Origin of the sequence: Streptomyces sp. NPDC090032 (genome assembly GCF_044748025.1) — a bacterium.
Taxonomy (GTDB): domain Bacteria; phylum Actinomycetota; class Actinomycetes; order Streptomycetales; family Streptomycetaceae; genus Streptomyces.
Map to the genome: position 1 here is coordinate 155648 of NZ_JBIVFF010000010.1, position 23990 is coordinate 179637.

Annotated in this window: 23 protein-coding genes and 1 tRNA gene; 4 read left to right on the plus strand and 20 right to left on the minus strand. The window is 70.1% G+C overall.

Annotation, left to right across the window (positions count from 1 at the left end):
* Positions 1-141 precede the first annotated feature (141 nt).
* From ACIPWY_RS25160 to pgsA, 14 genes are all read right to left on the minus strand, one after another.
* Positions 142-690 carry an adenine phosphoribosyltransferase gene (locus ACIPWY_RS25160; RefSeq protein WP_362906080.1) on the minus strand — a complete coding sequence of 183 codons (549 nt, stop codon included), beginning with the start codon at positions 688-690 and terminating at the stop codon, positions 142-144.
* Complete coding sequence (gene secF, locus ACIPWY_RS25165) at positions 687-1811, minus strand: protein translocase subunit SecF (RefSeq protein ID WP_393704050.1); 1125 nt, start codon at positions 1809-1811, stop codon at positions 687-689. The genes ACIPWY_RS25160 and secF overlap by 4 nt, the downstream gene beginning before the upstream one ends.
* Position 1812: 1 nt before the next feature.
* On the minus strand, positions 1813-3600 hold the full coding sequence (gene secD, locus ACIPWY_RS25170; RefSeq protein WP_393704048.1) for a protein translocase subunit SecD: 1788 nt from the start codon (positions 3598-3600) through the stop codon (positions 1813-1815).
* Positions 3601-3739: 139 nt separating this feature from the next.
* Positions 3740-4231, minus strand: a complete 492-nt coding sequence (gene yajC / locus ACIPWY_RS25175) for a preprotein translocase subunit YajC (RefSeq protein ID WP_362906074.1) — start codon at positions 4229-4231, stop codon at positions 3740-3742.
* 165 nt (positions 4232-4396) lie between these two features.
* On the minus strand, positions 4397-5470 hold the full coding sequence (ruvB, locus tag ACIPWY_RS25180; RefSeq protein ID WP_362906072.1) for a Holliday junction branch migration DNA helicase RuvB: 1074 nt from the start codon (positions 5468-5470) through the stop codon (positions 4397-4399).
* A gap of 59 nt (positions 5471-5529) precedes the next feature.
* A complete protein-coding gene (gene ruvA, locus ACIPWY_RS25185) occupies positions 5530-6138 on the minus strand; it encodes a Holliday junction branch migration protein RuvA (protein WP_393704045.1) in 609 nt (202 codons plus the stop codon).
* Positions 6135-6683: a crossover junction endodeoxyribonuclease RuvC gene (gene ruvC / locus ACIPWY_RS25190; protein ID WP_393704043.1), complete on the minus strand. Its 549-nt coding sequence runs from the start codon at positions 6681-6683 to the stop codon at positions 6135-6137. The genes ruvA and ruvC overlap by 4 nt, the downstream gene beginning before the upstream one ends.
* A 106-nt stretch (positions 6684-6789) precedes the next feature.
* Positions 6790-7542, minus strand: coding sequence for a YebC/PmpR family DNA-binding transcriptional regulator (locus ACIPWY_RS25195; RefSeq protein ID WP_266566512.1), 753 nt, complete (start codon positions 7540-7542; stop codon positions 6790-6792).
* Between the two features lie 75 nt (positions 7543-7617).
* Complete coding sequence (gene pdxT / locus ACIPWY_RS25200) at positions 7618-8223, minus strand: pyridoxal 5'-phosphate synthase glutaminase subunit PdxT (RefSeq protein WP_362906066.1); 606 nt, start codon at positions 8221-8223, stop codon at positions 7618-7620.
* Complete coding sequence (pdxS, locus tag ACIPWY_RS25205) at positions 8223-9071, minus strand: pyridoxal 5'-phosphate synthase lyase subunit PdxS (RefSeq protein ID WP_362906110.1); 849 nt, start codon at positions 9069-9071, stop codon at positions 8223-8225. Before pdxS ends, pdxT begins: the two co-directional genes overlap by 1 nt.
* Before the next feature lie 215 nt (positions 9072-9286).
* Positions 9287-9832, minus strand: coding sequence for a hypothetical protein (locus tag ACIPWY_RS25210; protein ID WP_362906064.1), 546 nt, complete (start codon positions 9830-9832; stop codon positions 9287-9289).
* Positions 9833-9948: 116 nt separating this feature from the next.
* The gene (locus ACIPWY_RS25215; protein ID WP_393704040.1) at positions 9949-11109 is read right to left on the minus strand and encodes a glycosyltransferase family 4 protein; all 1161 of its coding nucleotides are present in this window, start codon (positions 11107-11109) and stop codon (positions 9949-9951) included.
* Positions 11106-12011: a phosphatidylinositol mannoside acyltransferase gene (locus tag ACIPWY_RS25220; protein WP_362906060.1), complete on the minus strand. Its 906-nt coding sequence runs from the start codon at positions 12009-12011 to the stop codon at positions 11106-11108. Before ACIPWY_RS25220 ends, ACIPWY_RS25215 begins: the two co-directional genes overlap by 4 nt.
* Entirely contained in the window at positions 12008-12682 is a 675-nt protein-coding gene (gene pgsA / locus ACIPWY_RS25225) for a phosphatidylinositol phosphate synthase (RefSeq protein WP_362906059.1), read from the minus strand. Before pgsA ends, ACIPWY_RS25220 begins: the two co-directional genes overlap by 4 nt.
* A gap of 269 nt (positions 12683-12951) precedes the next feature.
* Between pgsA and ACIPWY_RS25230 the strand changes: the two genes are divergently transcribed.
* Entirely contained in the window at positions 12952-15159 is a 2208-nt protein-coding gene (locus tag ACIPWY_RS25230; protein ID WP_393704037.1) for an elongation factor G-like protein EF-G2, read from the plus strand.
* Positions 15160-15397: 238 nt separating this feature from the next.
* Complete coding sequence (locus tag ACIPWY_RS25235; RefSeq protein ID WP_362906055.1) at positions 15398-17053, plus strand: hypothetical protein; 1656 nt, start codon at positions 15398-15400, stop codon at positions 17051-17053.
* A 53-nt stretch (positions 17054-17106) separates the two neighbouring features.
* On the opposite strand, the gene ACIPWY_RS25240 is transcribed toward ACIPWY_RS25235, so the two are convergent.
* On the minus strand, positions 17107-17673 hold the full coding sequence (locus ACIPWY_RS25240) for an HIT family protein (protein ID WP_393704035.1): 567 nt from the start codon (positions 17671-17673) through the stop codon (positions 17107-17109).
* Between the two features lie 66 nt (positions 17674-17739).
* On the opposite strand from ACIPWY_RS25240, the gene ACIPWY_RS25245 reads away from it, so the two are divergent.
* Entirely contained in the window at positions 17740-18408 is a 669-nt protein-coding gene (locus tag ACIPWY_RS25245) for a potassium channel family protein (protein WP_393704033.1), read from the plus strand.
* 31 nt (positions 18409-18439) lie between these two features.
* On the opposite strand, the gene thrS is transcribed toward ACIPWY_RS25245, so the two are convergent.
* The 3 genes from thrS to ACIPWY_RS25260 all read right to left on the minus strand — a co-directional run bounded on the left by thrS (position 18440) and on the right by ACIPWY_RS25260 (position 22422).
* Positions 18440-20416: a threonine--tRNA ligase gene (gene thrS / locus ACIPWY_RS25250; protein WP_362906050.1), complete on the minus strand. Its 1977-nt coding sequence runs from the start codon at positions 20414-20416 to the stop codon at positions 18440-18442.
* Positions 20417-20579: 163 nt separating this feature from the next.
* Complete coding sequence (locus ACIPWY_RS25255; RefSeq protein WP_393704031.1) at positions 20580-21797, minus strand: hypothetical protein; 1218 nt, start codon at positions 21795-21797, stop codon at positions 20580-20582.
* Between the two features lie 58 nt (positions 21798-21855).
* Positions 21856-22422: a DUF4365 domain-containing protein gene (locus ACIPWY_RS25260; protein ID WP_362906046.1), complete on the minus strand. Its 567-nt coding sequence runs from the start codon at positions 22420-22422 to the stop codon at positions 21856-21858.
* Positions 22423-22591: 169 nt separating this feature from the next.
* Here ACIPWY_RS25260 and ACIPWY_RS25265 point away from each other — a divergent pair, with 169 nt between their 5' ends.
* On the plus strand, positions 22592-23317 hold the full coding sequence (locus ACIPWY_RS25265) for a 3'-5' exonuclease (RefSeq protein WP_362906044.1): 726 nt from the start codon (positions 22592-22594) through the stop codon (positions 23315-23317).
* Positions 23318-23415: 98 nt separating this feature from the next.
* On the opposite strand, the gene ACIPWY_RS25270 is transcribed toward ACIPWY_RS25265, so the two are convergent.
* Positions 23416-23487, minus strand: a tRNA-Val gene (locus ACIPWY_RS25270).
* Between the two features lie 53 nt (positions 23488-23540).
* Positions 23541-23987: an SRPBCC family protein gene (locus ACIPWY_RS25275; protein WP_362906042.1), complete on the minus strand. Its 447-nt coding sequence runs from the start codon at positions 23985-23987 to the stop codon at positions 23541-23543.
* Between the last annotated feature and the right edge of the window lie 3 nt (positions 23988-23990).

Consider the following 23990-nt stretch of genomic DNA (forward strand, 5'->3'; position numbering starts at 1 on the left):
CGTTCAGGTCCCGGAAAGCCCATGGTATCGACACTGGGCCGCCCGCTCGCCTTCGGCCGGTGGGACGCCTTTCGACAGGGCAAACGCAAAAGGCGGGCACCGGATTCCTCCGGGCCCGCCCTTACGCCTGTGACCAGGTGTTCAGACCATGAGCAGTGAGTCCAGCGGGGCGCCGTCGAGGGCCGGAAGCAGCCGCTCGCGGCCACCCAGGAATCCCAGCTCCATCAGGACGGCGATACCGGCGACCTCGGCGCCCGCGCGCCGGATGAGCCGCACCGACGCCTCGGCCGTGCCACCGGTGGCGAGGACGTCATCGATCACCATGACGCGGTCACCGTCAACCAGGTCCTCGGCGTGCACCTCGATCTCGGCCGACCCGTACTCCAGGTCGTACGACTGGCTGAGTGTCGCCCCGGGGAGCTTGCCGGCCTTGCGTACGGGGATGAAGCCGAGCCCGGCGCGTACGGCGACGGGGGCGCCCAGGATGAACCCGCGCGCCTCCAGGCCGACGACCTTGGTGGCGCTGTTCGCGACGCAGAGCGCCGCGAGGGCGTCGGTGAGTGCCGTGAAGGCCGACGGGTCCGCCAGGAGCGGGGTGATGTCCTTGAACATCACGCCCGGCTCCGGGTAGTCCGGCACGTCGCGGATGCGGCTGAGCAGCAGCTCGCTGATGCCGGTGACCTCGGTCATCGGCGCTTCCCCGAGGGACGGCCGCGGCCGCGGCCCCGCGAGGCCGGCTGGTGGCGGGGTCCGACGACCGCGGTCGCCGTCTCGTCGTCCGACGGGTCGTCGTCGAAGTCGTCGCCCTGCGGCGCCGGGGTCTCGGCCGACTCACCCTTGGCGGCCGCCGACGCGCGCTTGGCGAGCACGCGCTTCTTCAGGGCCTTGATCTGCGGGTCGCGTTCCTTGAGGTCGGCGACGAGCGGAGTGGCGATGAAGATCGACGAGTACGCACCGGCCGCGAGGCCGACGAACAGCGACAGCGAGATGTCGTTGAGCATGCCCGCGCCGAGGAAGCCGCCGCCGATGAACAGCAGGCCGGCCACGGGCAGCAGCGCGACGACCGTGGTGTTGATCGACCGCACGAGCGTGCCGTTGATCGAGCGGTTGGCGATCTCGCTGTACGTGTAGCGGGTCTGCTTGGTGATGTCCTTCGTGCCCTCCTTCAAGGAGTCGAAGACCACCACCGTGTCGTAGAGCGAGTAACCGAGGATGGTCAGCAGACCGATCACCGTGCCCGTGGTGACCTCGAAGCCGACCAGGGCGTAGATCCCGACCGTGATCGTGATGTCGTGGATCAGTGCGACCAGGGCCGCGATGGCCATGCGCCACTCGAAGGCGATGGCCAGATAGATCACCACGAGGATCATGAACACGATCAGGCCGGTCCACGCCTTGTTGGCGATCGTCTCGCCCCAGCTGGGTCCGACGAGGTCGGCGTTGATCTTCGCCTCGGGGACGTTCAGGTCCTTGGCGAGTTCGGTCTTGATCTGGTCGGACTTCGCGGTGTCCACGCCGGAGATCTGGATGCGCAGACCGCCGGTGCCGAGCTCCTGGACGATCGCGTCGTGCCCGGAGGCCGCTTCGGCGGAACGCTCCGCCGCGCCCGCGGAGACGGTGGTCTTCGGGGTGGTGAAGACCGCGCCGCCCTCGAACTCGATGCCCATGTTCAGACCACGCACCGCCAGGCCGACGATGGCCGTGATGGTGATCAGGATCGAGATGCCGTACCAGATCTTGCGCTTGCCGATGAAGTCGTAGCCGACTTCACCGCGGATGAGCCGGGCGCCGAGATGGCCGAGCTTCGACATCTCACGCCTCCTTCGTGTCGACAGGGCCTACGGAAGAGCCGGGGGCACGGCGCGTGCGGCGCAGTGGCGGCTTGGCGCCGAGGCGCTTCGGGTCGAGCCCGGACCACGGGTGTCCGTTCGCGAAGAACTTCTTGCGGGCCAGGATCGTCATCAGCGGCTTGGTGAACAGGAAGACGACGACCACGTCGAGCACGGTGGTCAGGCCGAGCGTGAACGCGAAGCCCTGGACCTTGCCGACGGTGACGACGAACAGCACCGCGGCCGCGAGGAACGAGACGAAGTCGGAGACCAGGATCGTGCGCCGGGCACGCGGCCAGGCGCGCTCGACGGAGGGCCGCAGCGAGCGGCCCTCACGGATCTCGTCCCTGATCCGTTCGAAGAACACGATGAACGAGTCCGCCGTGATACCGATCGCCACGATCGCACCGCAGACCGCCGGCAGGTTCAGCGCGAAGCCGATGGCCGGGCCGAGGAGTGTCATGATCACGTAGGTGAGGACCGCGGACACGAGGAGCGAGGCGAGCGCGATCAGCGACAGGCCGCGGTAGTAGACCACCAGGTAGATGACGACGAGCAGGAGGCCGATGGCACCGGCGATCAGACCGGCGTGCAGCTGCTCGCCGCCGAGGGCCGCGGTGACCGTCGTGACGCTCTGCTCCTGGAAGGAGAGCGGGAGGGCGCCGTAGGACAGGACGTTGGCCAGGTCCTGGGCGGACTGCTGGTCGAAGCTGCCGGAGATCTCCGCGCTGCCGCTCAGGGTCGAGCTGACGCTGGGGGCCGAGACCACGTCGCCGTCGAGCACGATGGCGAACTGGTTCATCGGCGGCTGCTGCTGCGAGAGCTTGCTGGTGATCTTCGCGAACTTCTTCGAGCCGCCGCCCGTGAAGTCCATGTTGACGACCCAGGCACCGGTCTGCTGGTTGATCGTGGCCTGCGCCTTGTCGACGTCCTTGCCGTTCACCTCGGCCGGGCCGAGGATGTACTTCTCCCACTGGCCGGACGAGTTCTTGCCGCACGCCACGGCCGTGTCCTCGGGCTTGACGCCCGAGGTGACCTGGCTCCGGGCGGCCTTGTCGGTGCAGTTGAGGTCCGTGAACTTCTTCTGCAGAGCGGCGGTGGCCGGGTCCGGGGTGGGGCTGGCCGAGGGGGTGGGCTTGCCGCTCGCGGAGGAGCTGGTGCTCGGCGACGGCGAGGAGTCGGCCTTCAGGCCGTCGGTGACGGCGCGGCCCTGCGGGGTCGCGGACGGGGTCGGCGTGGCGGTCGGCGAGCCGGACGCCTTGTCCTTGCTGCCGTCCGTGGCCTTGTCGGTCGCCTTGTCGGTGGCCTTGTCCTTGTCCGTGCCCGAGCCCGAGGGGCTGGCGGAGGGCTCGGGGGTGGGCGCACCGGCGGCCACGGTGATCACGGGGCGGAAGTAGAGCTGGGCGGTCGTGCCGACCTGCTCGCGCGCCTGCGCCTCGTTCGTCCCCTTGGGGATGTTGACGATGATGTTGTCGGAGCCCTGGGTCTGGACCTCGGACTCCGTGACACCCAGACCGTTGACGCGGCGCTCGATGATGCTCACGGCCGTGTTCATGTTGGTCTGGTTGACCGCGTTCTTCTGACCCGGCTCACTCTTCGCCTTGAGCGTGATGCTCGTACCACCGGCGAGGTCGATGCCCAGGCGCGGCGTGGTGTGGCCGGACAGGAACATCCCGCCGGTCAGCGCCACCATCGCGATCAGGATGAAGGCCAGTGTGCGGCCCGGCCTGCTCTGGGCGCCGTGACTTCGGCCCTTCTTGGGTGCTGCCACCTTCTCGTTCTCCCTCTCCATCCGTCCAGCAGCGGGGTACGTGCCCGGACGGCCATGAAATGGTGTCGAGAATCCGTGCGGACATCACACGTCCGGGACCGCGTCGCGCGAGCGGGCGCGCGCGGCCCTGGGGGCGTGACTACTTCGCGTCGGACTCGCCGTCGGTCTTCTTCGGCTCGGCGCCGTCGGCCTCGGAGGCTGCGTCGGTGGAGGCAGCCTCGTCCTTCTTGCCGAGGTCGATGCGCGAGTCGTCAGACGCGTCGGTGGTCTCGTCGGTCTCGGTGAGGGAGGAAGCGTCGTCCGGGACGATCGCACCGTCGGCGCCGAGGGCGTCGTGGTCGTCACTCTCGGTGCCGTGGACGATGCGGTTGTACTCGTCGTCGTCGAGGACGGCGCCGATCGAGTTCTTCGCGTAGCACGCGTGAACGCCGGGGGCCACCTCGAGAAGGACCATCTCGTCGTGGACCTCCTTGACGGTGGCGTACATGCCCCCGATCGTGCGGACGCCGGAACCGGGCTGCATCTGGTCCCGCATCTGGCCGGCCGCCTGCTGCTTCTTCTTGGCGGAGCGGGTCATCAGGAACATGGCCCCGATGAGCACGATGAACGGGAGGAGGGTCACGATATTCACGGGACGGAAATTTCCTTCGCACGACCGCGCACGTAAGCGGCCTGTTGGATGGGGGTGGGCACGCCGTCCACAAGGGCGGCATCGGCGGAGTCTAAGCGAGTCCGCACTGATGGAACAACGCTCAGCATGGCACCGGGGTTCCTGACATGCGACTACCCTGCGCGGTCACGCCCCGAAGAGGTCCTGTTGTCCGCTTGTGCCCCTTGTCTGCTGGGGCGCCGTGAGGCCGAGGTGGGTCCAGGCCGCGGGCGTGGCGACCCGGCCGCGCGGCGTGCGGGCGAGCAGGCCTTCGCGGACGAGGAAGGGTTCGGCGACCTCCTCGACCGTCTCGCGTTCCTCCCCCACGGCGACCGCGAGGGTGGAGAGGCCGACGGGGCCGCCGCCGAAGAGCTTGAGCAGTGCTTCGAGGACGGCGCGGTCGAGCCGGTCGAGGCCGCGGCCGTCCACCTCGTAGACGCGCAGGGCCGCCCCTGCGATGTCGCGGTTGATGTGCCCGTCCGCTTTGACCTGCGCGTAGTCACGGACCCGGCGCAGCAGCCGGTTGGCGATCCGGGGGGTGCCGCGGGAGCGTCCGGCGATCTCGGCGGCGCCCTGGGGGTCGATCTCCACGTCGAGGAGGTTCGCTGAGCGGTGGATGACGCGCTCCAGCTCGGCAGGCTCGTAGAACTCCATGTGCGCGGTGAAGCCGAAGCGGTCGCGCAGCGGCGGCGGCAGCAGGCCCGCGCGCGTGGTGGCGCCGACGAGGGTGAACGGGGGCAGCTCCAGCGGGATGGCTGTGGCGCCGGGGCCCTTGCCGACGATGACGTCGACCCGGTAGTCCTCCATCGCCATGTAGAGCATTTCTTCGGCGGGTCGGGACATGCGGTGGATCTCGTCGAGGAAGAGGACCTCGCCCTCCTGGAGGGAGGAGAGGATCGCGGCCAGGTCGCCGGCGTGCTGGATGGCCGGGCCGCTGGTGATCCTGATGGGGGCGCCCATCTCCGCCGCGATGATCATGGAGAGCGTGGTCTTGCCGAGGCCGGGTGCCCCGGAGAGCAGGACGTGGTCGGCGGTGGCGCCGCGCGCGCGTGCCGCCCTGAGGACCAGGTCGAGCTGTTCGCGCACCTTCTCCTGGCCGATGAACTCGCCCAGGTCCTTGGGGCGCAGGGCGGCCTCGACGGCCTGGTCCTCGCGGTCGGCGACAGAGCCCACGAGCCGCTCGGCGTCGGGCGTCGCGTCGGTCGTGTCGTCCCAGTTCATGAGGTGTGCCTCGCGGTGGTGGTGGATCGGGCGGGATCAGGAGGGCGGCCGCGGCCCGGTCAGCGGGTGCGGTTCAGCGTCTGGAGCGCGGCCTTGAGGAGCTTGCCGACCTGGGGGGTGCCGCCTTCCTCCTCGGCCTGCGGGGCGACCGCCTCGATGGCCTCGTCGGCCTCGCGGGTGGCGTAGCCGAGCCCGATGAGCGCGGCGTGCAGCTGGTCGCGCCAGCCTGAGGTCACGGGGGCGCCCACGCCCGTACCGGTGCCGAGAGGCGCGCCGAGCCGGTCCTTGAGTTCGAGGAGCAGCTTCTGGGCGCCCTTCTTGCCGATGCCGGGCACAGCGGTGAGCGACTTCTCGTCACCGGAGGCGACGGCGCGGCGCAGCGCGTCGGGGCTGTGCACGGCGAGCATCGCCTGCGCGAGGCGGGGTCCGACGCCGCTGGCGGTCTGGAGGAGCTCGAAGGTCTGGCGCTCGTCGTCGTCGGTGAAGCCGTAGAGCGTGAGCGAGTCCTCGCGTACGACGAGGGAGGTGGCGAGCTTGGTCTGCTGGCCGAGGCGGAGTCCGGAGAGCGTGTTCGGAGTGCACTGGACGGCCATGCCGATGCCGCCGACCTCGACCACCGCGGTGTCAGGGGCGAGGGCGGCCACCGGGCCGCTGACGAAGGCGATCATGCGATACGGCCTTTCGGTGCTGTAGCTGGTTTCGAGGCGTGCAGGGCGACGGCCTGCTGGAGTCTGTTCTGCGCGGGGGCGCGCCAGATGTGGCAGATCGCGAGGGCCAGGGCGTCGGCCGCGTCGGCGGGTCTGGGGGGCGCGTCCAGTCTGAGCAGGCGCGTCACCATGGCGCCCACCTGCGCCTTGTCGGCCCGCCCGCTGCCCGTCACGGCGGCCTTGACCTCGCTGGGCGTGTGGAGGGCGACGGGGATGCCGCGGCGGCTGGCGCAGAGCATGGCGACCGCGCTCGCCTGGGCCGTCCCCATGACCGTCCGCACGTTGTGCTGGCTGAACACCCGCTCCACGGCGACGAATTCGGGCCGGTACTCGTCCAGCCACTTCTCGATGCCCTGCTCGATGGCGACGAGGCGGTGGCCCAACTCCGCGTCGGCCGGGGTCCGTACGACGCCGACACCACGCATCGTCAGGGGCCGCCCCGCGACCCCCTCGACCACGCCGACACCGCACCGGGTCAGCCCCGGGTCCACGCCGAGTACGCGCACCCCGCCCCTCCTTCGATAGCCAGTTTGTGCAGGCTATCGGGTACCGCTGACAATGCGACGGGCCGACGGGTGCGTGTGTCCCGTCGGCCCGTGTGCTGCCTGCGTGTCAGGCGTCGACCTTCTCCATGACCTCGTCGCTCACGTCGAAGTTGGCGAAGACGTTCTGCACGTCGTCGCTGTCCTCGAGCGCGTCGATGAGCTTGAAAATCTTGCGGGCGCCCTCCTCGTCCAGCTCGACCTGCATGGTCGGGACGAAGTTGGCGTCGGCCGAGTCGTAGTCGATGCCGGCCTCCTGGAGCGCGGTGCGCACCGCGACCAGGTCGGTGGCCTCGCTGAGCACCTCGAAGGACTCACCGAGGTCGTTGACCTCTTCGGCGCCCGCGTCGAGCACGGCACCGAGGACGTCGTCCTCGGACAGCTCACCCTTGGGGACGATCACGACACCCTTGCGGTTGAACAGGTACGAGACGGAGCCGGGGTCGGCCATGTTGCCGCCGTTGCGGGTCATGGCGACACGCACGTCGGACGCGGCACGGTTGCGGTTGTCGGTGAGGCACTCGATGAGCACCGCGACACCGTTGGGACCGTAGCCCTCGTACATGATCGTCTCGTAGTCGGCGCCACCGGCCTCGAGGCCGGCGCCGCGCTTGACCGCGGAGTCGATGTTCTTGTTAGGGACCGAGCTCTTCTTGGCCTTCTGGATGGCGTCGAAGAGCGTCGGGTTGCCGGACACGTCGGAGCCGCCCGTGCGGGCGGCGACCTCGATGTTCTTGATCATCTTCGCGAAGAGCTTGCCGCGCTTGGCGTCGATCACGGCCTTCTTGTGCTTCGTCGTAGCCCATTTAGAGTGGCCGGACATCTGCCTGTCTCCTTCGCGTAACCAACCCAGTACGAACTCCCCCTGGCCTCAGGGGCCGGGGAACCCCCCGAGATCCTACAAGGACCCGGCGACCTGCTTCGCCCGCACCATGTCGACGAACAGTGCGTGCATCCTGTGGTCGCCGGTCAGTTCGGGGTGGAAGGACGTGGCGAGGGCGTTTTCCTGCCGTACAGCGACTATGTGCCCGCCGTACTCCGCGAGTACTTCCGCGCGGGCGCCCACCGACTCGACCCAGGGCGCGCGGATGAAGACGCCCTCGACAGGGGCACCCTCCACGCCGCGCACGTCGACCGCCGCCTCGAAGGACTCGTTCTGACGTCCGAAGGCGTTGCGGCGCACGATCATGTCGATCCCGCCGACCGTCTCCTGGCCCGAACGCGGGTCGAGGATCTTGTCGGCGAGCAGGATCATGCCCGCGCAGGTGCCGTACACCGGCATGCCTTCACGCACGCGCGCGCGAAGGGGCTCCATGAGCCCGAACAGGACGGCCAGTTTCGAGATGGTGGTCGACTCCCCGCCGGGCAGGACGATCCCGTCCACCTCGGCGAGTTCCTCGGGGCGCCGCACGGGCCTGGCCACGGCATCGGCCGTGGCCAGGGCGACGAGGTGCTCCCGTACGTCACCCTGGAGCGCGAGGACGCCCACTACGGGAGAGGTCATTACCAGCCCCGGTTCGCGTAGCGCTCGGTCTCGGGGAGGGTGTCGCAGTTGATGCCGACCATGGCCTCGCCCAGGTTGCGCGAGGCGTCCGCGATGATCTTGGGGTCGTCGTAGAAGGTGGTGGCCTTCACGATGGCGGCGGCGCGCTTGGCCGGGTCACCGGACTTGAAGATGCCGGAGCCGACGAAGACACCCTCGGCGCCGAGCTGGCGCATCAGGGCGGCGTCGGCGGGCGTGGCGACACCACCGGCGGAGAACAGCACCACCGGCAGCTTGCCGAGCTCGGAGACCTCCTTGACGAGCTCGTAGGGGGCGCGCAGCTCCTTGGCGGCGGCGTACAGCTCGTTGTTGTCGAAGCCGCGCAGCCTGGCGATCTCGTTCTTGATCTGGCGCAGGTGGCGGACGGCCTCGACGACGTTGCCCGTACCGGCCTCGCCCTTCGAGCGGATCATGGCCGCGCCCTCGGCGATGCGGCGCAGGGCCTCGCCCAGGTTGGTGGCACCGCACACGAAGGGGGTCGTGAACGCGAACTTGTCGCTGTGGTTGACCTCGTCGGCCGGGGTGAGCACCTCGGACTCGTCGATGTAGTCGACGCCGAGGGACTGCAGGACCTGGGCCTCCACGAAGTGGCCGATCCGGGACTTGGCCATGACCGGGATGGAGACGGCCTCGATGATCTCCTCGATCATGTTCGGGTCGGACATCCGGGCCACTCCGCCGTCCTTGCGGATGTCGGCCGGCACCCGCTCGAGCGCCATGACGGCCACCGCACCGGCGTCCTCGGCGATCTTCGCCTGCTCGGCGTTGACGACGTCCATGATCACGCCGCCCTTGAGCTGCTCGGCCATGCCGCGCTTCACGCGCGCGGTGCCGGTGGTTTCGACGAACTGGGGGGTGCTGGACACGGGTGACCTCGCTCGGTGGAAAAGGTGGGTTTGGTACTCCACAGAGGAAACGCCCCGCGACCAGTCCACATCAAGGGCCAATATCTGACCGGTGGCTCATTCTTCGCGAACGCTCCTGGTCACCACCGTGTTACGAGGTGGGCCCGGTCGGCACTGTGTCACGAGGTCGGCCGGTCGGCGAGTGCGACGGGCGGCTCGTCGTCCATCTCGAAGGCCAGGGGGAACGGCGCGTGGCCCGCGAGGCGGAACCAGCGCACCTTGCGGTGCCTTCGAAGGGCGCGTGCGGCCCGTACGGCGTCGTTGTGGAAGCGCCGGGCCATGGGCACCCTGCGGACCGCCTGAGCGAGCTCCTCGGCCGCGTCGGGGCCGCCCGGGGCGGCACGCACCGCCTCCATCTGCCCGGCCTCACCGAGCACCGCCCGCAGCGCCTGGCTCAGTTCGCTCTCGGCGACCTCACGGTGGTCCTCCTCGGCCTGCCGCGCCGCGTGCGCGGCCTCGTACAGGACGATCGAGGCGGCCGGGTCGAGCACTCCGGAGGTGGCCAGCTCCTGTGCCACCGAGGCGCGGCGCAGCAGTTGGGCGTCGAGGGCGGCGCGGGCCGCGTCGATCCGGGCATGCAGCCGGTCGAGGCGGCCGGCTGTCCAGCTCAGGTAGAGGCCGACTGCGATGAGGAAGACCGCGATCCAGATCAAAGTGGAGGTCACGGGCGCAAAGGCTACAGCCGCGCCCCGCAGCGGCGATCAGCCGCGTACGGGACGGGAGGGACGTACCGGTTTGTGCACCTGGCGCCTTGGTGCGCGTGGCGCGCCGGTACGTCCCGTCAGTCGCGGGCGAGCCCGAACCGGGCCCGCAGCCCGCTGCGTTCGTCGGTGGCGACGGCAGCCGCTCCGGTGGTCACCGTCTCGTACACGGACAGGATGTCCGCCCCCACCGTCGACCAGTCGAAGCGCCGCACGTGCTTGCTGCCGCGCTCCCGCAGCTCCTCGCGCCGGTCGGCGTCGCCCAGGAGCCGGATGGCCGAGTCCGCCAGCGCGTCCGCGTCCTCGTTGGCGAACAGCTCGCCCGCGCCGCCCTGGTCGAGGACCTGGGCGAACGCGTCGAGGTCCGAGGCCAGGACGGGCGCGCCCGCCGACATGGCCTCGACGAGGATGATGCCGAAGCTCTCGCCGCCCGTGTTGGGGGCCACGTACACGTCGACGCTGCGCAGCAGTCTGGCCTTGTCCTCGTCGCTGACCATGCCGAGGAACACGACCTGTTCGCGCATCTCGGCGGGCAGGCTCTCGACGGCCTCCTCCTCGTCGCCGCGACCGGCCACGAGCAGCCGCGTCCCGGGCCGCTCGGCCAGGATCCGCGGCAGGGCCTTCATCAGTACGGGAAGACCCTTGCGGGGCTCGTCGATGCGCCCGATGAATCCGATGGTGCCCCCCTGCCATTCGGCCTTGGGCTCGGCGCGGGCGAAGAAGTCCACGTCGACGCCGTTCGGGATGACGACGGCGTCCCCGCCGAGGTGCTCCACGAGCGTGCGCCGCGCGTACTCGCTCACCGCGATGCGCGCGCTGATCTTCTCCAGGGCGGGCTGGAGGATCGGATACGCGGCAATCATGGCGCGGGACCGCGGGTTCGACGTGTGGAACGTGGCGACGATCGGCCCCTGCGCGGCCCAGCAGGAGAGCAGGCCCAACGAAGGCGAGGCCGGCTCATGGATGTGGATCACGTCGAACGTGCCGTCGTGCAGCCAGCGGCGCACCCGCGCGGCGCTCAGGAAGCCGAAGTTGAGCCGGGCGACCGAGCCGTTGTACGGCACGGGGACCGCGCGGCCCGCCGAGACGACGTACGGCGGCAGCGGGGTCTCGTCGTCGGCCGGGGCGAGGACGGACACCTCGTGCCCCAGGGCGATGAGGTGCTCCGCGAGGTCGCGGATGTGGAACTGGACGCCGCCCGGCACGTCCCAGGAGTACGGGCAGACGATGCCGATCTTCACGGTCGGCGCTCCTCGAGGTCAGCGAGCCACAAGCGCTGCAGCATGTGCCAGTCCTCCGGGTGGTCGGCGATCCCTGTGGCGAAGGCGTCGGCCAGCGCCTGCGTCATGACAGACGTCTTTTCGGCGCGGGTACCTGTCTCGGGGACCTCGATGGGGCCGTGGATGCGTCCGCGCATGACGGGCGACTCGTCGTACCAGAGGGTGACCGGAAGGAGCAGGGCGCCGGTCTGCTGGGCGAGTATCGCGGGGCCCGCGGGCATGCGCGCGGTGTCGCCGAAGAACTTCACCTCGACGCCGGACTCGGACAGATCGCGGTCGGCGACGAGGCAGACCAGGCCGCCGGCGCGCAGCCGGCGGGCGAGCGTGCCGAAGGCGGATCCCCCTTCGTGCGGCAGGACCTCCATGCCGAGGCTCTCGCGGTACGCCACGAAGCGGTCGTAGAGCGTCTCGGGCTTGAGCCGCTCGGCAACCGTCGTGAACGGCGTCTCCAGCTTCGCGGTGACCCAGGCGCCGGCGAGATCCCAGTTGCCCAGGTGGGGCAGGGCGATGACGACGCCCTTGTCGGAGGCGAGAGCGTCGGTGAGGTGGTGGACGTCGTCGACGTCGAAGCCGTTACGGACCCGGTCCGCACTCCAGGACGGCAGCCGGAACGACTCCATCCAGTACCGCAGGTACGAGCGCATGCCCGCCCGGGAGAGCTGCTTGAGGCGCTCCGGGGAGGCGTCGGGCACCACGCGCGCGAGGTTGGACTCCAGGCGCAGGACGCTCTTGCCGCGCCGCCTCCACGCGACATCGGCGATGGTGCGGCCCAGGCGGACCGCGACGGGCTCGGGGAGCTTCTTGACCGTGCTCCAGCCCGCGCCGTAGAGGGCGTCGACGAGTCGCTCGCGCGTAGTGCTCACGATCCGGCCCCGCTCTCCTGGGAGGACGCGGCGGCGGCCTCCGCGTCAGCCTCGGCCGACTCCCTGCGGACGGTCACCATCCGCTGGATCAGCGTCACGAGGCTGCCCGCGGCGACGGCCCACAGGGCGATCGGCAGCAGGATCTGGATGCCGGGGACGCCGAACGTGTGCAGTCCGGCGAGACCGGCGGCGACGAGGGTGATCACGAGCCGCTCGGCGCGCTCCACCAGGCCGTTGACCGCGACGGGCAGGCCGATGGCCTCACCGCGGGCCTTGGTGTACGACACGACCTGGCCGCTGGCGAGGCAGAAGATGGAGACGGCGCACAGCATGTTGTCGCCACCGGATCCCGCGTACCAGAGGGCGAGGCCGCCGAAGATCGCGCCGTCGGCGACGCGGTCCAGCGTGGAGTCGAGGAACGCGCCCCAGCGGCTGGTGCGGCCGAGCTGGCGCGCCATGTTGCCGTCCACGAGGTCCGAGAACACGAACAGCGTGATGACGATCGTGCCCCAGAAGAACTCCCCGCGGGGGAAGAAGACCAGTGCGCCCGCCACAACCCCGGCCGTGCCGAGGAGCGTGACCGCGTCGGGGCTGACCCCGCGACGGATGAGAAACGCGGCGAACGGTGTGAGGACACGCGTGAAGAATGCACGCGCGTACTTGTTCAGCATGGCCTTCCCGAGGGTCGGATGGCCGCGCGGCCCTTCTGGCCACCGGCTGGCCCATCGTAGTCACGCGCGCGCGTGGGCGACCGCCGGGCACCCGCGCGCCCCGGGGAACCGCGTACGACGTATGGACGCACCATGACCGGAGTGGAAAGCTCGAAGACACCGCGGGCGTCGTCGGAGCCGCCGTCGCGGGTCCCACGTGTCCGCGCCCAATGGGACCCCCTCTTCAGCAGGGGTGCCACCTCACCGTGCAAGTAACCGGGAGGCAAGGCATGGGCGACAAGGCGAATACACACCCCGGAGCCGCCGGCAGGGCTACGACGGCCGACCACCCCGCGTCCGTGAGGAATGTGGTGCTGGTCGGCCACAGCGGATCGGGCAAGACGACGTTGGTGGAGGCTCTCGCGCTGACCGCGGGGGCGGTGAACAGGGCGGGCCGGGTGGAGGACGGCACCGCCGTTTCCGACTACGACGACATCGAGCACCGGCAGCAGCGTTCGGTGCAGCTCTCCCTGGTACCCCTCGAATGGGACGGGTACAAGATCAATCTTCTGGACACCCCCGGATACGCGGATTTCGTCGGGGAGCTGAGGGCCGGTCTGCGGGCTGCGGACGCGGCCCTCTTCGTCGTCTCGGCGTCCGACGGGCCCGAGACCATGGCGGGCGCGACGCGCATGGTGTGGGAGGAGTGCGCGGCGGTCGGCATGCCGCGCGCCATCGTGGTCACGCATCTGGAGGCGGCGCGCTCCGACTTCGAACAGATGACGCGGACCTGCGAGACGTTCTTCGGCGGCGACGACCCGGACGCCGTCATCCCGCTCTACCTGCCGCTGCACGGTGAGCCGGGGCCCGACGGGCACGCGCCGGTCACCGGACTCGTCGGCCTCCTCTCACAGCGCGTGTTCGACTACGCGTCGGGCGAGCGCAAGGAGTCCGAGCCGGACCCCGCCCAACTGCCGCTCATCGAGGAGGCGCGCAACCGTCTGATCGAGGGGATCATCGCCGAGAGCGAGGACGAGACCCTCATGGACCGCTACGTGAGCGGCGAGGAGATCGACTACAAGACGCTGGTCGGAGACCTGGAGCGGGCCGTCGCGCGCGGTGTCTTCCACCCCGTGCTCGCCGCGGCCCCCGCGGCGCAGGGTGCCCGCCAGGGCATCGGCACGGTCGAGCTGCTCGACCTCATCACGGGCGGTTTCCCCACTCCCCTGGAACGCGCGGCCCCCGTGGTCACGACCCCGGCGGGCGACGCACGCACGGTGAACGTCTGCGATCCGGACGGCCCCCTGGTCGCCGAGGTAGTGAAGACGGCCTCGGACCCGTATGTGGGCCGGATCTCGCTGGTACGGGTCTTCTCCGGAACTCTGCGCCCCGACGACACGGTCCATGTCTCGGGACACGGCCTCGCCGACCGCGGCCACGAGGACCATGACGTCGACGAACGCATCGGCGCCCTCTCCTCGCCCTTCGGGAAGCAGCAGCGCGTGATCTCCCACTGCATCGCCGGTGACCTGGCGTGCGTCGCCAAGCTCGGCAGGGCGGAGACCGGCGACACACTCTCCGCCAAGGACGACCCGCTCCTCATGGAGCCGTGGGACATGCCGGACCCGCTGCTCCCGCTGGCGATCGAGGCGCACAGCAAACCGGACGAGGACAAGCTCTCGCAGGGCCTGTCCCGGCTGGTCGCCGAGGACCCGACGATGCGGCTCGAACAGAACCAGGCCACCCACCAGGTCGTCCTGTGGTGCCTCGGTGAGGCGCATGCCGATGTCGCCCTGGAGCGGCTGCGCAACCGGTACGGCGTCCAGGTCGACGTCGTGCCGCACAAGGTCTCGCTCAGGGAGACGTTCGCCGACAGGTCGGCAGGGCGCGGGCGCCATGTGAAGCAGTCCGGCGGGCACGGGCAGTTCGCGATCTGCGAGATCGAGGTGGAGCCGCTGCCGAACGGCTCCGGAATCGAGTTCGTGGACAAGGTCGTCGGCGGCGCGGTGCCGCGGCAGTTCATCCCGTCCGTGGAGAAGGGCGTACGTGCGCAGGCCGCGAAGGGCGTGGCCGCGGGCTATCCGCTCATCGATGTGCGGATCACGCTGCTCGACGGCAAGGCGCACTCGGTGGACTCCTCCGACGCGGCGTTCCAGACGGCGGGCGCGCTGGCACTGCGGGAGGCGGCGGCGGACGCGAAGATCCATCTCCTGGAGCCGGTCGCCGAAGTGGAGGTGCTCGTCGCGGACGACTACGTGGGCGCGGTGATGAGCGACCTGTCGGGGCGGCGCGGCCGCGTGGTCGGCACGGAACAGGCACCGGGGTCTCGCACGCTCGTACGGGCCGAGATCCCGGAGATCGAGATCGGCCGGTACTCGGTGGACCTGCGGTCGCTGTCCCACGGCACGGGGCGGTTCAGCCGGGCGTACGCGCGGCACGAGCCGATGCCCGCGCAGTTGGGCGACAGGATGCGCGAACAGGCGCAGGACGTCTCGTAGTTGGCCATGGGACGCAGTCGGCCGTAGGTCGTGGTCGGCCGACCGCCGGCCACCCTGCAGCCTCGCCGCCCGCCCGGTCCCCTTCCGGGCGGGCGGCTTCGGCTGTCCCCTGACGGATGTCGGTCCTCCCGGATACGCTGATGACCTGATCAAGCCGATGACCTGATCAACAGGTGTGCAGGGCAAGGAAGTCGGGAAAAGCCGCAGGAGCGAAGGCGCGCGGCGAGTGGGGGCGGCAGTGGCGGACGACGTATTCGACTTCAGGCCCGGGGCGCAGGTGCCGTTGCACGGCTCCGCGGGCCAGACCGCGGCCACGTACGCCCTCGCTTCGGCGGCGTACCGGGACGCGAAGGTGGACGATCTGCTCGCCGCCAACAGCGAGTGGCACAAGTCCGATGTGAAGAAGGGCATTTGGTCGCTGGCCGCGCCGAATCTGGGCGAGTCGTTCTCGCGGGCCGTCCAGGTCCGGCTGCTCGGCGGTGCCCGCAAGCCGCTCATCCAGTCCTTCGGCACCGAGCCGCAGGTCGTCGTCGAGCACTGTCTCGCGGCGAACCGGATCCGTAAGCAGCGCGACAGCTGGCTGACGGCCGTGATGGCGCTGTGCGGCCTGGCCTTCCTGCCCGGCCTGATCGCGTGGCTGCTCGTCTTCCAGGTCCGCCGCATGATCGGCAGCCAGAAGAACAAGCGCACGGCCGCGCTGTTCACGGCGTTGATGGTGGCGGTCGCCGCCGTCGCCCTGATCTTCCTGGTCAAGCTGCCTTTCACGGGCTTCTGGGCCTGGTATCTGCGGGCGGCGATCGTGGCGCCCGTGGTGGGCTGGCTGTGGGCCCGGCAGATCTGCGAGCGCACGGCGCAGGACATGCGGGAGCGCTGGGACAGCCTGCTCGCGGGGGGCGGCATCGGCGCCAAGATCCCGGAGGCCGTACCCGGCAGCCCGGGCGAGACGGCTGCCGAGCGACTGCGCCAGAGCCTGGCCAAGCTGACCGCGGAGCAGCAGTCGAACGCCGTGTTCTACGCCGGCCCCAAGGGCATCCTCGGCATGGGCACCCGCTGGGGCAGCTGGCAGCTCGCCGAGGAGCTGATCCCGCGCGACGAGGGCGCGGAGATCCACCCGTTCCGCAGCTGGGACGTCATCCGGGCGGTCCACGACAAGCTGCGGCTCCTGGAGCGCGGCCCGCTGCACACGGGCGGGTTCCCGACGCCCTCGATAAAGCACTGGATCGTCTCGCCGATCGGGGAGAACGCGAAGAAGGTGGCCCGCCCCAGCGGCACCGACGTCGAGGCCTTCCAGATCAAGAACCACGAGATTCAGCGGATCTGCAACGAGCAGCAGTTCGGCAGCGGCGACCGCCACTACCTGGGCGTTCAGTTCACGCTCTGGGACGGCCAGTTGGTGATCACGATGCTGATCACGGTGACGGTCCTGCACGAGACGCTTCGCATCGAGGTCACCGGCCATGCGCTCGGCCCGGTGCACTCCCTGTTCACGACGAAGCCCGAGCCGAAGACGAAGGAAGTCGCCAGGTCCATCAAGTTCTGGGAGACGGTGGAGAAGAAGCTCCCCCTCATCGAGCCCGACGAGGTGGTCCGCCTGGCGGTGCGCGCGCCCTTCACGTGGTACCCGCCGCTCCTGGACTTCATAGGCGGCAAGCTGGTCCTGCCCGAGCCCTTCGGTCTGCGGCACGCCTGGGCGGACAAGCCGTGGCGCCACCGCTTCATGGCGGACGACGCGCTGCGCACGGCCACCCCGGTGCTCCGCGTGGTGCACGCGGCGGCGATCAAGGTCCTTGAGGAGAACGGCGTGGACACGGAGAAGTTCGGGATGCGCTCGACGTTGCTCAGCGGCCTGGTCCAGGCCCCGATGCCCACGAATGCCGACGTGTACGACGCGTAGCCGCGCCCGGCCGGCCCGGGACGGCGGGGCCCGGCCGGCCGGTCACGATCGACTCAGTCGGCGTCCGGCCAGGCCTTGGCCAGCGCGGTCCTGGTGTCGCCGAGCAGCTGCGGCAGCACCTTGGTGTGTCCCACCACGGGCATGAAGTTGGTGTCGCCGCCCCAGCGCGGAACGATGTGCTGGTGCAGATGCGCGGCGATACCGGCCCCCGCCACCGCGCCCTGGTTCATGCCGATGTTGAAGCCGTGCGCCCCGGACGCGGTGCGCAGCGCGGTCATCGCGTGCTTCGTGAAGAGGGCCAGCTCGGCGGTCTCGCCGTCGTCCAGGTCCGTGTAGTCGGCGACGTGCCGGTACGGCAGCACCATCAAGTGGCCGCCGTTGTACGGGTACAGGTTGAGGATCGCGTAGACGCTCGCGCCGCGCGCCACGATCAGCGCTTCCTCGTCGGTCATGCCGGGTGCGGCGCAGAAGGGACAGCCGTCGTCGGCTCCCGGTCCGGTCGGCTTGTTCTCCCCCTGGATGTAGGCCATCCGGTGCGGCGTCCAAAGGCGCCCGAACCCGTCCGGCTCACCCACCGGCCCCGTGTGCTGCTCCGGCTCACTCGTCATGAGGTGCAGCATATGGCTTCGCCCGTTCGGAGCGTGTCGGCGGGGCAGGTCCCGATCCCGGCCCGCGATCCTTGACCGATGGACGAGAGACGGCGGACGCCGTGGGAGCACCGGATGGAGACCCCGCTGACGCTGGCGGCCCTGTTGTTCCTCGCGTCGTACGCGATCAGAGTCCTGGGGCACGGGCTTCCGCAGGCGCTGCGCGACGTGTGTCTCGCGGTGACCGCCGCCGCTTGGGCCGTCTTCGCGCTGGACTTCGCCGTCAGGTGGCGCCACAGCGGCATGGGGCTCTCGTTCGTGCATCGCCACTGGCTGGACGCGGTGGTCGTGGTGCTGCCGCTGCTGCGCCCGCTGCAGGTCGTGCGGACCTACGACGCCGTGCAGCGCCGGCACGAACAGCCGCGGCTCAGCCTGCACGCGCGCGTGGCGACCTACGCCGGCATGTCCGCCTTGCTGCTCGGATTCGCCGCGTCCCTGGCCATGTACCAGGTCGAGCGCGGGCAGCCGCACGCCACGATCCGTACCTTCGGGGACTCCGTGTGGTGGGCCTGCTCGACCCTGTCGACCGTCGGATACGGGGACGTGGTCCCGGTGACCCCGCTCGGGCGTCTGGTGGCGGCGGGGCTGATGACGTGCGGTCTGGCGCTGCTCGGAGCGATCACGGGCTCGTTCTCGTCCTGGATGTTCCAGGTGTTCCGGCGCGACGGCGACGAGAGGCCCCCGGAAAACTTCCCGGGGGCCTCCTGACGTCGTACGTCCGTGCCGTCAGCGGCGGACGTCAGACCTGCGCGCGCTCCTCGACGACCTTGACGATCTTCTCGATCGCCTCGTCGACGGGGATGCCGTTCTCCTGCGAGCCGTCGCGGTAGCGGAAGGAGACGGCGCCGGCCGCCATGTCCTCGTCCCCCGCGATGATCATGAACGGCACCTTCTGCTTCTGCGCGTTCCTGATCTTCTTCTGCATGCGGTCCGACGAAGAGTCCACGTCGACGCGCAGCCCCTTCTTCTTCGCCTTGGCCGCGAACTCCTGGAGGTACGGGATGTGCGCGTCGCCGATCGGGATGCCGACCGCCTGCACCGGCGCGAGCCAGGCCGGGAAGGCGCCCGCGTAGTGCTCGAGGAGCACCGCGAAGAACCGCTCGATGGAGCCGAACAGCGCGCGGTGGATCATGACCGGGCGCTGCTTGGTGCCGTCGGGGCCGGTGTACTCCAGGTTGAAGCGCTCCGGCAGGTTGAAGTCGAGCTGCACGGTCGACATCTGCCAGGTGCGGCCGATGGCGTCCTTCGCCTGGACGGAGATCTTCGGGCCGTAGAACGCGGCGCCGCCCGGGTCCGGGACCAGCGGGAGGCCCTGCTTCTCGGCGACCTGGCGCAGCGTCTCGGTGGCCTCTTCCCAGATCTCGTCGGAGCCGACGAACTTCTCCGGGTCCTTGGTGGAGAGCTCCAGGTAGAAGTCGGTCAGGCCGTAGTCGCGCAGCAGCCCGAGGACGAAGGTGAGCGTCTTGTCGAGCTCCTCCGCCATCTGCTCCTTGGTGCAGTAGATGTGCGCGTCGTCCTGTGTGAAGCCACGGGCGCGGGTCAGGCCGTGCACGACGCCGGACTTCTCGTACCGGTACACGGTGCCGAACTCGAAGAGGCGCAGCGGCAGTTCACGGTAGGAACGCCCGCGCGCATCGAAGATCAGGTTGTGCATCGGGCAGTTCATGGGCTTGAGGTAGTAGTCCACGCCCTCGTCGAGCTGCATGGGCGGGTACATGCCGTCGGCGTACCAGTCCAGGTGACCCGAGGTCTCGAAGAGCTTCCCCTTCGTGGCGTGGGGGGTGTAGACGAACTCGTACCCCTCCTCCTCGTGCCGACGGCGCGAGTAGTCCTCCATGACCCGGCGGACGATGCCGCCCTTGGGGTGGAAGACGGCCAGACCGGAGCCGATCTGGTCGGGGATGGAGAACAGGTCCAGCTCGTTGCCCAGCTTGCGGTGGTCGCGCTTCTCGGCCTCGGCGAGGAACTCCAGGTGCGCCTTCAGCTCGTCCTTCGACGGCCAGGCGGTGCCGTAGATGCGCTGGAGCATCGGGTTCTTCTCGCTGCCGCGCCAGTACGCCGCCGCGTTCCGCATCAGCTTGAAGGCGGGGATGTTGCGCGTGGTGGGCAGGTGGGGACCGCGGCAGAGGTCCTTCCAGCACAGGTCACCGGTCTTGGCGTCGAGGTTGTCGTAGATGGTCAGCTCACCGCCGCCCACCTCGACATTCGCGCCGTCGTCCGTGGACGCGGAGCCCTTGATACCGATGAGCTCCAGCTTGTACGGCTCGTCGGCCAGCTCCTCGCGGGCGGCCTCGTCCGTGACGACGCGGCGCGAGAAGCGCTGCCCGCGCTTCTGGATCTCCTGCATCTTCTTCTCGACGGCCTTGAGATCCTCGGGCGTGAAGGGCTTCTCCACGTCGAAGTCGTAGTAGAAGCCGTCCTTGACCGGCGGGCCGATGCCCAGCTTGGCGTCGGGGAACAGCTCCTGCACGGCCTGCGCCATCACGTGCGCGGTGGAGTGGCGCAGGATGTTGAGGCCGTCCTCGGAGGAGATCTCGACGGGCTCGACCTCCTCGCCGTCCTGCACGGCGTACGCGAGGTCCTTCAGCTCGCCGGCCACACGGGCGGCGACGATGGTGCGCTCGCCGGCGAAGAGCTCGGCCGCCGTAGTGCCCGTCGTCACCACGCGCTCTTCCCGCTCGGAATCGCGTTGGATGATCACACGGACGTCTGACACCGGACTCTCCTGCCTGAAGGGGGCGCGCGATGATCTGGCCACGCGCGCAATACACAGGGGATCGTACCGAGCCCGGGGCCCGACTCGCGAAACGGTATCGACGCCGCCCGCGCCGCTGTCCTCGTGCACACCCCGGGAGCCCGCTGCACGCGGGCCCGCGACGTCAGTCGTCCCCGCTGCACGCCTCCTCGAAGAAGTCCAGATTCTCCTGGAGCGACTTCATCAGGCGGTCCCGCTCGGCCTCCTCGACCTGTACGGGCACCACCCCGCTCGCCCCGGTCAGCCGCCGGAAGCCGCCCCGGCTCTCCAGCCGCCCGTGCACCCTGATCGGCAGCCCCACGAGATGAGCGTGCCCCGCCGTCCGGTACGCCTCCTCGTCCAGCGTCATCCGTACGTGCGGCACATCGGCGCCCCCGATGACGTGCAGCCGCACCGTGCCCTCACCGCGCGGCCCCGACCTGCGCATGCGCACGACGGTCCCGGTGATGCGGACGGCGACGGACGGCTCGGCCTGCAGGTAGCGGGCGCTCGCCTCCCGCAGCACTGCCAGGTCGCCGGGCGAGAACTCGACGGGCGCGTCCCCGGCCGTGCACTCGTCGGGCACCCCGGCCGCCGGTGACCACTCGACGCCGACCCGGGCTCCCTCCGTACCGCGTACGAGGGCGACCAGCGCTTCGACGAGTTCATGGCTCACCCCGGCTTCGACGGCACCGTCGAAGGCGTCCATGCCGCCGGTGGCCCGCCGGTAGTCGATGGCCTCGCGTGCCGCGTAGAGCGCCTGGTGGAGGCGGACGGCGAGCGTGCGGCCCGCGGCGACGGGCACGAACGCGGTGAGCCTGCGGCCGCCGGGGGCGTCACCGACGAGGACCGTCTCCAACGACGCGGCGGCGGGCCTGCGGTGGCGGGCGCCGTAGTAGCCGGCCCGGCCCCGGGCGGCGAGCGCGGCGGCCAGCAGCATCCGCCGGGCGGCGGCACGCAGTTGCTCCTCCGCCGGCCACGCGGCGCTGCCCCCGGGCCCGGCCGGCACATCGCGCCACCAGCGGATCTCGTCGCTCGGCACGGCGAGCGAGACGAGGACTTCCCGCGCGGAGTGCGATCCGCTGCGTTCCAGCGCCTCGAGCGCCTCGCCGAGCAGGTCATCGCTGTCGGGGAAGGCGCGGCTCTCCGGCACGAGCAGGCTGGTGCGCCCGGAGGCGCCGGGCAGCGTCCAACGCACATAGCGCCCGGTGGCGCCGCCACGGCGCTCCCAGCCGTGCCGGTCGAGCAGTGCGTTGAGCACTACGGGGTCGACCTGCTCCGGTCCGGGGCCTTCGAGGTCGGCGGGGTGGGATCGGGCGGTGTTCAGGGCGCGCAGGCGCTCGTCGGTCGGGCGGTGCTGCATCAGGGTCTCCCTCCCTGTCCGTCAGGGCCTCCCTGTCCGACAGGGCCTCCCACGTTCTTCAGGGCCTCCCGCCCGTCCCGATCCGCGTCATGATCTCGCAGAGCGCACGGTCGTCGAAGATCCGCGAGGTCGGGATGCGCACGGTGGTGCGCCGCCTGCCGGTCACGGGATGACCGGCCAGGTTGATCCAGTAGCAGCAGTGCCGCAGGTCGAGCCGGTCGTGACCGGCCCGCAGCCAGTCGTCCTGCGAACGCGGCACGATCATCACGACCAGGATCTTGTGCACCGACACCGGTGTACGGGCGAGCTTCTCCAGATGCGCGTTGTCGAGCGTGAAGGAGAAGGACGGCCCCGGCGGATTCGGTGGGAGCTGGTACGTGCACTTGAGCTGCACCTTGATGGTGACCTCGTCGTCGACCGTGTGCCCGGGGGCGCTGTGGCTGACGTGCCAGTCGATGCCGTTGTCGGGGAATGGCTGAGAGAGCGAACAGCCCGCGGCTGCCGCTACTGCGTGCAGATAGCCCACCTGGAGTGTCTCCATGCAGGCGGTGGTGGCGAGTGTGCCGCGCGGCGGTGCGATCCGCTCGGGCAGCAGCCCACCCTGTTCGGGCTGCGCGAGCGCCATGTCCAACAGGCCTTCCGAAACAGGTGAATTGCCTGGACGGGCCGCTGAACTGCCGTGACCCGTATCTGTGTTGTCTCCGGTCGGCGTACGACGCAAACAGCCCGGGTATCACCGAAACGGGCAGCCGCGTGAAGCCATCTGCCAGGTGTGAACGAGGAGTTGCATTGACATGACGTGCTGGTACGAGGGTCCACTGGCCGCATTCGACACCGAGACCACCGGCGTGGACGTGGAGAGCGATCGCATCGTGTCGGCCGCGATCGTCGTGCAGGACGCCGCGGGCAGCCGGCCGCGCGTCTCACGCTGGCTGGTGAATCCGGGGGTGCCGGTGCCGGCCGGGGCGACCGAGGTGCACGGGCTGACGGACGAGCACCTCCAGCGCAACGGCCGCTGGCCTGCTCCCGTCATGGAGGAGATAGCCAGGCTGCTGGGCGAACAGGCCGCGGCGGGCCGTCCGCTCGTGGTGATGAACGCGCCGTTCGATCTGACGCTCCTGGACCGGGAGTTGCGGCGTCATCGCGCCTCGGCGCTCGGCCGCTACATGGAGAGCTCATCGCTGTGCGTCCTCGACCCGCGCGTCCTCGACAAACACCTGGACCGCTACCGCAAGGGCCGCCGCACCCTCACGGACCTGTGTGCCCACTACGAGGTGGACCTGGAGGGCGCGCACGACGCCGCCGCGGACGCGCAGGCGTCCCTGGATGTCGTACGGGCGGTGGGGCGCCGTTTCGCTTCCCGTCTGGACCGGCTGTCCCCCGCCGAACTGCATACCCTTCAGGCGGTGTGGCACGCGGCGCAGGCACGCGGACTGCAGGCGTGGTTCGCGCGCAGCGGCAATCCGGAGATGGTGGATCCGGCGTGGCCGATGCGCACGGAACTGCGGGAGGCCGCCTGAGAGTTGCCCGTACGGGCTTCGTTCGGGGCGCACATCCGGGGCACTTCCGGGGCACAGAAAAGCCGGTCCGTCTGCTGACGGACCGGCTTTCTTCCGGGTGGGCGATACTGGGTTCGAACCAGTGACCTCTTCGGTGTGAACGAAGCGCTCTCCCACTGAGCTAATCGCCCGGGAACGGGTTGAACCATACAGGCCCCAGCGGGTTTCCATCAAACCGGTTCGGTCAGCGCCGGCGCAGCCGCGCGGCGAGCCCGCGCCGCCCGCCCCGCATCATCAGCGCGTGGTTGACGAGGAACACCGGCCTCCCGATGAGGGCGAACCGCCGCATCAGGGGTTTGCGCACCTCCACCTCCTGCTCGTAGAACACGCGCGTCCCGCCCTCGTGCGCACGCACCGTCCACCGCGCCCAGCCCTCCAGGTCGCCGGTCATGGCGATCTCCAGGACCCCGGCCTCGGTGTCGCGGCGCAGGGCGCTGGCCGTCACGAACAGGTCGTACGGGAGGAGCGAGCGGAAGCGGGCGGTGCCCTGGTGCTCGTCGAGGGGGGTCGCCTCGCGCACTTGGGGCCACCACAGGGGATAGTCCTCGGCGCGTTCGAGGGCCGTGAACACGTCGGCGGGCTCCGCGGCCAGGTCCCAGACGCTGCGGAAGCGGTAGTGACTCCAGTCCATGGT